The sequence below is a fragment of the Collinsella sp. LCP21S3_C7 genome, assembly GCF_052118485.1.
Classification (GTDB): domain Bacteria; phylum Actinomycetota; class Coriobacteriia; order Coriobacteriales; family Coriobacteriaceae; genus Collinsella.
The window spans coordinates 43,167-54,120 of sequence record NZ_JBQKHC010000015.1; the positions used below are offsets into that span (position 1 = coordinate 43,167).

Genomic DNA, 10,954 nt, shown 5'->3' on the forward strand with positions numbered 1-10,954 from the left:
ACCCTTGAACGGCACTACCGCCACGGGGCACCTTCTCGCAAAATAGGATTATTTCCTCCGATATTTGCGGGATGGGGGCCCAAAATGCTTGATCGTCGTTCGCTACTTGTCGCCGGAGCATCCTCGCTGGCAGGCATCATGCTGCCTCGCGTGCCGAGCAGCGCAAACGCCTTCATACTGCCATTCGCCCCCACCGAGGCCTATGCCGACGAAGAAGACCCCTTCAAGGTGCTCGTTCTCTCGCGCACCATGTTTGGTGTGGTCGTGGTCGACGTCGCTAACAAGAATATGCCCATCAAGGGAGCCCAGGTCACGCTCGCGTCGCGTTATGCCGCGGGCAAGCAGCTCTCCGCCACTACCGACGACGAGGGCACGGCCATCTTTGAGGTCGCGCCGCTTTCGGAAGGCTACGTGGACGAGGCAACGCTTCTCGACGCGTACGACTTTAACGGTGGCATCTCCATCAGCATGGCGGGCTACCGTGATGTCGAGATCCCCCTCACGCGCATCCAGGGCGGCACCGCCATTACCGCGCCCACACGCCCGCTTTCCGACGGTGAGCCGTACTTTCGCCAGCTTACGTTCGACGAGTGGGACATCCAGTACGCCAACGCCACGTTCATGGCACTGCCGAAGGACGACGCCGGAAACGACCAACCTGACACGCACGCCTTTACCGTGCAGGCACATCTGCCACAGGGTGGACAGGCAACGCTGTGCATCAACAAGGTAATGCCCGCCACGAGCAGCTCATCCGAAACCGTCACGCAAATTGGCCAAGTCAAGGCCAGTGCATCGGGTTCGGATAATCTGGCAACGTTCACACTCGAAGACACGTTCCTCGATGCAGCTTCGGGCCTTCTGGAGGAAGGATGCAAGCTGCGCTTTGTCCTCGACTATCAGGGCAAGACCTATACACTCTCCTCCCCCATGGCCGTTGTCACCGCGCCGGCCGCAAAGGCAGAATCGGGCTCGACCACTATCGTCCCCACCACCATGGACCAAGAGATTACTCCGTTTGATTTCCCGGCGGCGTTTCCCGGCATCGGCGGCAATAAGTTCACGTGCTGGATGCCCTCGTTCCCCATTTTGTTCGATTTCTCTTTTGCCGGATACGTGCTGTTTGGCGGAGGATACAAACCGGTCGGCTACATGAACGATTCGGGCAATCCGGATCCGGAATACTGGAAGAAGTCACCGCGCGAGTCGGGCGCCAAGCAGGCAAACCGCTACCTCGACGAGATGGAGGGGAAGTGGAATCAGTACAAAAGTATGAGTGCCGGTTCGGGCACCGATCCAAGGAACACTAAGCTGCTTCGTCACCACTGCACGCCGCGTTTTACGATGGATATCGCCACACAGCTGTACGGATCGCTCGCCTACGACTGGGTGGGCAAAACCTGGGGTGACAACAACGACCCCGCATTTGGCAATATTAAGGCCCTCTTCCAGGTAAGAACCGACCTCAATTGGACCGAGCAGTTTACCCTAGGACCGGTGCCGTTTTTCCTAAACGTCAACCCCTGGGTGCTGGCGAAGCTGGCGCTCGCCGTGGGTGCCCACACGCACGGCAGCGGCGCGGCGTTTTTTAAAAACATTTCGCTCGACTATTCAAACACCTCGGGCTCGTTCACCATCCAGATCGGGCTTGCCGTCACCTTTGGCGCCGGCGTTGCAGGCGTCGCTTCGTCTGCCGTGCGCGGCGCCGCATCCCTCACGCTGTTCATTGGGTACGAGAAGGCAGATGGACACCAGCTTCCGCGACTGCGCGTAGGTGCAGACGTCGATGTCGATGTGATACTCCAGTTCGTAATGTTCAAGTGGACCACCAAGGCTTGGTCGGGGTCGTGGCCCACACTCCTCGATTCGTGGAATATGTCGGTGAACAATGGCAACCAGTATGTGCTCCAGCGCTCTGAGCTCGCATTGGGTGGAGATACGCCTTACACGTTGGATGCCTGCTTCGGCACGGCCGGCAACGCCGAGGCAGGCGGCGTGCCGCAATTTATCGCATCGGCCACCATCGTCACCAACGCCGAGCTGCTCGCACGCGCCGAGGTTAAGGCCACTGCCGTAAACGTCGCGCCTGTCGTGCGCGATTGGGATCAAGCGGTCACGCGCATTGAGCTCGAGGCGGATGCAGAAAGCGACGACACGGGACAGATCGAGCATTTCGTCCATACACTGATAGAGAACGACGAAAACGCCGCGCCGATGTATAAGTACACCTATATCGGGCAGGCGAAGGACGCCGCTGCGGACCCCAACGCCAATTCTGCTGGTGTATCGGAGGACGAGCGTGGCGGCATAAAACCCTCGAGCGACAACGTGCTGTTTGCTGGCGTGCTCAGCGAAGCTCACATGAAGCTGGCAATGATTGCCGGCGTAGAATGCCTGTTCCGTATCGCCTCGGTGCGCTATGGCGACAATGGCCGCTCGCGCCTGGTGGTGCACACAAAGGCAAACGGCACGTGGTCCGCTCCCACTCCCGTGGACTTTCCCCTTGGGTTTGGCGAGGGCGACGTGGAGCGCGACGGCATATTCGATTACGACTTCGACGTGGTGGAATATACGGACGGAAGAGGAAACCAGGACGCCTACGTGCTGCTGGTCTCGGGCGAGCGCCCCGCAGGTGACAACACCCTTTTCGATACGGCAAGCACAGCCGGCATACTGTCCGTCGTGCGCCTGCGCATAAGTAATAGCGAAGTTCGCGTGGTGTCGTATACGTCGTGGCGCAGCATCTCGCGCGGCCGCCTTCAGGAGGATGGCTACCATTGTCTGCAGTGCCCGCGTATCACGGTGGGCAAGACGCTCGTCGACGGGCGCCTGTCGGGTGCCTACCTCCACCGCCGCGGAACCACCGCAGAAAAGGCGCTCGGCAGCGAGGCCGAGGTTGCGCTGGAATGCTTTACCTTGTGGTCGGATGATTTGGGCGACAGTCTCACGCTCCGTCAGGTCCTCCGCTTTCCGCAAGCACCGTCGAGTATCGAGCTGGGCAGGCCCGAAAATATCAACGGCAAAATGGTGGTGTCCGTTGCGTACGAGACCGCAGACGGTTGCGGCTGCGCATCGTACGCCGTGATCGGCCAGTCCATTGCGTGCTGGGACGTTATGTCACCAGACGCCACGGTACCTCATGCGGTGCCATGGCCACAACATTCGGGCTTTTTGGCAACCGTCAACGAGCAACTGCAGCATATTACTTGGACGCGAGGCGCATCGGCATTTGCAACGCAGCCCGTGGGTGCCGCAGGCTGTGGCCCGGCATCGTTTAGCGTAAGCAACAACGGCAGGTGCGTGCTCTATGTAGAGAACACCGATGGCAAGGTGGGACAAACCTACGACGAAGAAGGCAACCCGGTAGCAGTGATGGGCAAGCACTTCCGCATCTTCGCCAGCACCTTGGCAGGCGATCTGTTCACGGAGCCGTTCGTGATGTGCGAGCTGGACCATCCCGTCGATCAGATAACGACATTTTTGACGTCGGGAGGCATGCTCTCCGCACTCGCCACGCACATTGTGAGCGCGGAGAAGAGCGAGGCAGAGCTGCACGGCATCGAAGTGCCCTTGGTGGCGTGTGCCACTCCGACGGGCGCGGTCGCTGCCTCGGGCGCGGTGGTACCCGGAGCAGCAGGCGAATCCTTCATGGTCACGGTGCGAAACGACGGCAACACCTTGCTGACCGCCGGCACGATCGATCTGTACCGAGAGGGCTCCAGCCAGCCGTTCTCCAGCGCATCCATCGGATTCGGACTGAACGCACGCATGGTTTCGATCTACGATCCAGAGCTTGCCGAGGATGCTTCGGCCAAAGACATGGCACACGTGAAGTACGCGCTCGAGACGCTGGGCGCACGTTTTGCAACGCACCCGCTGGTAGCCGACAACGGCAACGCCGTGCTGGCACCGGGTTGCACGGCACAATTCCGCATGAGCTTCGCCATCCCCGAGAGTTGGAGCGACGAAGTGGGCAAACGCGTAACGCTGTATGCGAAGGCGCATAATCTGGTGGCGCTCGATCCCGTAACGCTCGAGGAAATTCGGCCGGGTGCAAACTCGGCGCTGGGTGCCGTACTGCACGAGCTTCATGTGCCCGACGCGGCATGCGAACGCTCCGAAGTTCAGGTCGGCGTATGCGACAGCGCGGATACGACGGGGCTTCACGATGCACCGATGACGGCGGACGACGGTGGCGGCTCGAGTGGCGGCGGTACTGACAAGGGAGGCGGCTCCGGCGGAAGCAGCTCCAGCAGCGGCAAGGACCACAACAATAGCAAGCGCCCCGGAAAAGCGGGCGCGCTTGCGGGCACGGGCGATACATGCGCTCCCCTTACGGCAGCCGCTGAAGCACTCGCCGCGGCAGGCGCCGGCCTCGTCGCCTACAGTGCCCGCCGCACGGCGCTCGAAGCCGATACCGCCAATGAGGTCAATTCGGATAGGCCCCGCTAGCTCCTAGTTACTTTTGTGAGAGACGCCGACTCGGCTCATTCGTCATCGCTATGCGGACATTACAACTTCGGTTCGCTATTCAAACTTACTCGCACAATACCGACTCGGTTTTGTGCGAGTAAACGAAACCTTATCGAACTCCGAACGATTGTTCGATGGATTTCGTGTTGGTTGGAATCGCCCAAGGGTTGGGCTATGCTACCTTGACTATCTATATGACTAAAACGCAGCAAAGGAGCATCGAGAGAGCGAGCATGGCAAAAAACACCGCAAACTATGGCAACGACAGTATTCGTCAGCTCAAGGACGAGGAGCGCGTACGCCTGCGCCCTGCCGTCATCTTTGGCTCGGACGGGCTCGACGGCTGCGCGCATGCCGCCTTCGAGATCCTGTCCAACGCCGTTGACGAGGCGCGCCAGGGCTACGGCAAGCTCATCACCCTTACCGCCTTTCGCGATGGCTCCATTCAGGTAGAGGACAACGGCCGCGGCTGCCCGCTTGACTGGAACCCCTCCGAGAAGCGCTTTAACTGGGAGCTCGTCTTTTGCGAGCTTTACGCCGGCGGTAAGTACAACAACAACCAGGGCGGCGACTACGACTTCTCGCTCGGCACCAACGGCCTGGGCTCGTGCGCAACCCAGTACGCCTCCGAATACATGGACGTCACGGTTTGGCGCGACGGCAACAAGTACTCCCTGCACTTTAAGAAGGGCAAGGTCGTCGGCGCCAAAAAGAAGGCACTCGAGATTGAGCCCAGCGACGAGAACCGCACCGGCACCACCATCAAGTGGCGCCCCGATCTTGAGGTCTTTACCTCCATCAGCATCCCCCACGATTGGTATCGCGAGACCATGCGCCGCCAGGCCGTGGTCAACGCCAACGTGACCTTCCGGCTGCGCATCGAGGGCGACGACGGCGAGTTTTCCGAAGAGGACTTCTGCTATCCCAAGGGCATCGAGGACTACGTGCTCGAGAAGGTCGGTACCGACTACCTTACCGAGCCCTTCTTTATCGAGGCCGACCGTCGCGGTCGCGATCGCGAGGATCTACCCGATTACAACGTAAAAATCACTGCTTGCATGTGCTTCTCGCGCACTTTCACGATGCAGGAGTACTACCACAACTCCTCCTGGCTCGAGAACGGCGGCTCGCCGGAGAAGGCGGCCCGCAGCGCCCTCACCAGCGCCATCGATGCCTACATTAAGCAACAGGGCAAATACAACAAAAACGAGAGCGGCATTAAGTGGCAGGACGTCCAGGACTGCCTGGTGCTGGTGACCAACTGCTTCTCCACCCAAACGTCCTACGAAAACCAGACTAAGAAGGCCATCAACAACCGCTTTATCCAGCAGGCCATGACGGCATTCTTTAAGGAGCGCCTCTCGACCTACTTGATCGAGAACAAAGATGCCGCCAACAAGATTATGGAGCAGGTGCTCATCAACAAGCGCTCGCGCGAGAATGCCGAGAAGACGCGACAGAGCATCAAGACCAACCTGCAGCAGAAGACCGACATGGCCAACCGGGTGCAGAAGTTCATCGACTGCCGTTCCAAGGACAAGAGCCGCCGCGAGATCTACATCGTAGAGGGCGACTCGGCAGCAGGCGCCATTCGCACCTCGCGCGATGCCGAGTTCCAGGGCGTTATGCCCGTCCGCGGCAAGATCCTCAACTGCCTAAAGGAGGACTATCCGCGCATCTTTAAGTCCGACATCATCATGGACCTCATGCGCGTGCTGGGCTGCGGCGTGGAGATCAAAGACAAGCGCATCAAGAACCTCGGCGCCTTCGACCTGGACAACCTTAACTGGAACAAGGTCATCATCTGTACGGACGCCGACGTCGACGGTTATCACATCCGCACGCTCGTGCTCACCATGCTCTATCGCCTGGTGCCCACGCTTATCGACGAAGGCTACGTGTATATCGCCGAGTCGCCGCTCTACGAGATCAACTGCAAAGAAAAGACCTACTTTGCCTACACCGAGCTCGAGAAGAACGGCATTCTTAAGGAGATCGGCGACCAGAAGTGCTCCATCAACCGCTCCAAGGGTCTTGGTGAGAACGACCCGGACATGATGTGGCTCACCACCATGAACCCCGAGACGCGTCGTCTGATCAAGGTGGAGTCCGAAGACGTCGCCAAGATGGAGACCATGTTCAACCTTCTGCTGGGCAGCGACGAGGCGGGCCGCAAGCGCCATATCTCGGAGCACGGCAAGGAATACCTGGACCAGCTGGACCTGCAGTAGCAGCAAATCGATAACGACGGCCCATAAGAAGTTCAAGAGGAAATCGTGGCAAAGAAGAAGACGAAGAACCAGCCAAAGAAAAAGCAGGTCAACGCCGAGAACGTCATCGGCCTGCACTCCGAGGTCACCAATCAGCCGATCACGCAGACGCTCGAGGTCAACTACATGCCCTACGCCATGAGCGTCAACGTTTCGCGTGCGTTCCCCGAGATCGACGGTTTTAAGCCCTCGCACCGCAAGCTGCTCTACACCATGTACAAGATGGGCTTGCTCAAAGGTGAGCGCCAGAAGAGCGCCAACATCGTGGGCCAAACCATGAAGCTCAACCCGCACGGCGACGCCGCAATCTACGAGACGATGGTGCGCTTGGCCACCGGCAACGAGGCGCTGCTCGCCCCCTTCGTGGAGTCGAAGGGCAACTTTGGCAAGTACTATTCGGGTGACCTGAGCTACGCCGCCTCGCGTTACACCGAGGCCAAGCTCTCCCCCATCAGTGCCGAGATCTTCAAAGACATCGACAAGGACCCGGTCGACTTTGTCGACAGCTACGACGGCGCCATGAAGGAGCCGCGTTTGCTGCCCACCACGTTCCCCAACATCCTTGTCTCGGCCAACAAGGGCATCGGCGTCGCCATGGCGTCTGACATCTGCGGCTTCAACCTCAACGAGGTCTGCACCGCCACCATGCACTATCTGCAGGATCCCAACTGCGATCTGCTCGAGTACATGCCCATGCCCGACTTCTCGACCGGCGGTGAGATTATCTACCGCCGCGAGGAGATGGAAAAGATTATCGAGACCGGCCTTGGCAGCTTCCAGATCCGCTCCCGCTGGCGCTGGATTCCCGAAGAGCGCATCATCGAGGTCTACGAGATCCCCTACACCACCAAGACCGATGTCATCATCGATCGCATCGTCAAGCTCTCCAAAGAGGGCAAGGTCAAGGAGATCGCTGACATCCGTGACGAGACCGACCTCTCGGGCCTGCGTATCGCCATCGATCTTAAGCGCGGTGTTGACCCCGACAAGCTCATGGCGAAGCTTTATCGCTCGACTACGCTGCAGGATTCGTTCTCATGCAACTTTAACGTGCTGGTCGACGGCTATCCCCGCGTTATGGGCGTACGCCAGATCCTGCACGAGTGGGTCAAGTGGCGTATTGAGTCCACGCGTCGCCGCATTAACTTTGACTTGGGCAAAAAGTCCGAGCGCCTGCACCTGCTGCACGGCCTCGAGGCGATTCTGCTCGACATCGACAAGGCCATCGCCATCATCCGTGGCACCAAGCTCGAGGCTGAGGTCGTGCCCAACCTTATGAAGGGTTTCGACATCGACGAGACCCAGGCCGAGTTTGTTGCCGAGCTTAAGCTCCGCAACATCAACAAGGAGTACATCCTCAACCGTACCAAGGACATCGCTAAGCTCGAGGGTGAGATTGCCGAGCTTGAGGAAATCCTCTCCAGCGAAGAGAACATCAAGAAGGTCATCAGCGACGAGCTGGCTGCGGTCAACAAGAAGTACGTGATGCCGCGCCGCACGGGCAGGATTGAGCCCCATGAGGTTATCGAGGTAAGCCTGGAGCCCGAGGTCGAGGAATATCCGGTTACCATCATGCTCTCGCGCGAGGGCTATCTCAAAAAGATGACCGACCGCGTGCTCAAGAAGGCGGCCACGCTCAAGTACAAAGACGGCGACAAACCCTTTATCGAGTTCCCGTCCTCCAACACCCACGAGCTGCTGGTCTTTACCAACAAGAGCCAGGTATACAAGTGCAAGGTTGCGGCGTTTGAGGACACCAAGTCGGCCCAGCTGGGCTCGTACTTGCCCACCGACCTCGAGATGGAACCCGACGAGAGTGTCATCTGGGTCATCGACCCCGAGGACTACAAGGCCGACGTGCTGTTTATCTTTGAGAACGGTCGTGTGGTGCGCGTCGCACTTGCCGGATACGTTACCAAGACCAACCGCAAGCGCCTCAAGAACGCCATCTACGGTGGCAGCAAACTGCTGTATGCACAGGTGCTCAAGGAAGACCGCGACATCGCGCTGGTCTCGAGCGACTACCGCCTGATGAACTTCAACACGTCGCTGCTCAAGACCAAGACGACCACCAACACGCAGGGCGTCCAGGCCTTTACCGCCAAGAAGGGTCGCTCGGTCACCACCGTCGGCACAACCGTGGAGATCCTTGGCGCCGGCGTCTCGGCCGAGAAGTTCACCGCGCAGAGCCTCCCCTCCGCCGGTGCCCTCATGAAAGAAAACGACATGCCGAGTTTGTTTGACTAGGACGACGGCAGAGCCGCCATAAACCCTCAGAACAGTGGGGCCCGGAGCGCAGTAAATGCCGCGCTCCGGGCCCCATGCATTACAGCAGTATCATCCCTATAGACAAAATGTCGCATAAAGTGGAACAGACATAAGCCCATCATTCATTCCAAAGGGCACGGCGGACAGCCTTTAGAGGTTCGATATCGACGAAAACGCCCGCTTTGAAACTCAAGTGCCTTTTCGTGTGCGAGCCGCCAGCTGCAATAGGAAGCGAATCAACGCAGGCGCCTTTCAAGCAGTTTGCAAAACTGCAGGTCGCAGGCCTTCATTGCTAGTAGGGGAAATGAGTAGTCTCAGGTGGCTTGCCCATGAGTTAGCGAGCAGGTTGGGGCTTTGTTGTTGGCGCAATCACTTCGTGCGCACTCGAAAGGTCTGTTTAACAAAAGACTAATCGGATGCGACTGGCCGCCCATACGGCGACGACGTTTCCCGTGCGAGCACAAACGGCCCTGCGTGCCCTATCGAGCGATATCCCCGTATGACGCTCAGAACTCCTGCTCGCCGAGCAGTCACCTCGCGAGATCCAGCACGAGAACGCCCTCCCGGGTATAAGGCCCGCGCCTCGTGCGGGCGATGAAGACCTTCGTGAATGCATCCCTGATGGACAGAAGCGACGAGAGCCCCTTCTCGTGCGTCGACTCAGAGCTAACGTCGTCTCTTGCTTAAACTCTCCTTCGCGGTTTCGAAACTCAAGGTCTTTTAAAGTTTCGAAAATGAGAAGACGATATGCGCAAGGGCGCGTCGGGTGGTAAGCCCCAGCCATGTCATGTCGCCAGCGATGAAGGGCGCGTCTGCGCGTGCTACAATCCAACTACCAGAGATAAAAACACAGTCCCCGTCGGGTAGTCGTGGGCGTGCGGGGGTCCGCATCAGTAACCTGCCTCCTTGGTTGTCCCTTCTCTGCATGGTCATCTACATAAAGGAGGAACCAACCATGCAGATCAGCGTGTCGTCCACCCTGACCGTATATCATGACGGCCAATTCTGGGTCGGGCTGGCGGAGCATGTCGAGGACGGCAGATACGGCGTCGCCCGCATCGTCTTCGGCGCAGAGCCGTCCGATGAGGAGATCCTGCAATTCGTTGTCGGCAAATGGGAGAAGCTCTCGTTCTTCGGCGACAAGGCCACTGAGACAAGCAAGCCCGCGAAGAACCCCAAGCGGCGCGCTCGCGAGGCAGCAAAAGCCCTTAAACGGCCCGCGGTGAGCACCAAGGCACAACAGGCGCTCGCGGCACAGCGGGAAGCGATGAAGCGGGAGTCGGCTCAAGCAAGAAGTCAGCGTCGCGCGGATGAGGCGGAGGCGCGCTTCGAGCAGCGGAAGTTGAAGCGTAAGCAGAAGCATCGTGGGCATTAACCGGTGCCGACATCGGTCCAGGCGTGAACAGGGCTACGTCCCCTATTCACACTGCTCACACATACAGCAGCGGGCACAGATTCGACTGAAACTGCGCCCGCTGTCTGATGCTAAATTAATTTATCAAACACGCGTTCTATTCCAGCGCAGTAATTAAATACGCTGGTACATAGATACTCCGATCAAGACGGCCGCGCTCGCGACCGGGAACTTTCGGCAATTGGATACGCGCCTGACCTGGGATATCCAAGCGAACAATAGGCCTAACCCGCGATAGGTCCCAGGCCAGGCGGGTATCCAATCGAAGGGGAGGGGCGCTCCGGTGTGGAGGCAGCGGAGCGCCCGGGGAAAGCCCGGCCGGCCGGCCAGTCGGCCCCGTTCGCCCGGCCGGCCGGGCCTCCGGGGTGCGGCGGACTCCCGTGAAGGAGGGGCGCCGCGCCCCGGCAAGCCGGGCTATTAGGCGGACGGCTCCTGCTGCGTGATGCAGTGGATGTTGCCGCCGCCGTAGACGACCTGGTCGGACTTGACGCCCACGCACTTGTAGACGCCCTCGCCCCAGACCTCGTCG

General features: G+C 59.3%; 5 protein-coding genes. 4 read left to right on the plus strand and 1 reads right to left on the minus strand.

Annotated elements, in window-relative coordinates; translation table 11 throughout:
* The first annotated feature begins 84 nt into the window (after positions 1-84).
* The 4 genes from ACTQ1E_RS06650 (at position 85) to ACTQ1E_RS06665 (ending at position 10,386) form a co-directional block, all read left to right on the plus strand.
* Complete coding sequence (locus ACTQ1E_RS06650; protein ID WP_441565430.1) at positions 85-4,452, plus strand: hypothetical protein; 4,368 nt, start codon at positions 85-87, stop codon at positions 4,450-4,452.
* Between the two features lie 254 nt (positions 4,453-4,706).
* Entirely contained in the window at positions 4,707-6,704 is a 1,998-nt protein-coding gene (locus tag ACTQ1E_RS06655; RefSeq protein WP_441565432.1) for a DNA gyrase/topoisomerase IV subunit B, read from the plus strand.
* Positions 6,705-6,749: 45 nt separating this feature from the next.
* Positions 6,750-8,990 (plus strand): DNA gyrase subunit A, encoded by a 2,241-nt coding sequence (locus ACTQ1E_RS06660; RefSeq protein WP_441565434.1) that lies wholly within the window; start codon positions 6,750-6,752, stop codon positions 8,988-8,990.
* A gap of 976 nt (positions 8,991-9,966) precedes the next feature.
* Positions 9,967-10,386: a YjdF family protein gene (locus ACTQ1E_RS06665; protein WP_427796066.1), complete on the plus strand. Its 420-nt coding sequence runs from the start codon at positions 9,967-9,969 to the stop codon at positions 10,384-10,386.
* Between the two features lie 456 nt (positions 10,387-10,842).
* Here the strand turns inward: ACTQ1E_RS06665 and ACTQ1E_RS06670 are convergent, their stop codons facing one another.
* On the minus strand, positions 10,843-10,920 hold the full coding sequence (locus ACTQ1E_RS06670; protein ID WP_441048561.1) for an agmatine deiminase family protein: 78 nt from the start codon (positions 10,918-10,920) through the stop codon (positions 10,843-10,845).
* Positions 10,921-10,954: the final 34 nt, after the last annotated feature.

Coding starts and splice junctions, on each gene's coding strand:
- ACTQ1E_RS06650 (WP_441565430.1), top strand. CDS start 85: ATGCTTGATCGTCGTTCGCTACTTGTCGCCGGAGCATCCTCGCTGGCA.
- ACTQ1E_RS06665 (WP_427796066.1), top strand. CDS start 9,967: ATGCAGATCAGCGTGTCGTCCACCCTGACCGTATATCATGACGGCCAA.
- ACTQ1E_RS06655 (WP_441565432.1), top strand. CDS start 4,707: ATGGCAAAAAACACCGCAAACTATGGCAACGACAGTATTCGTCAGCTC.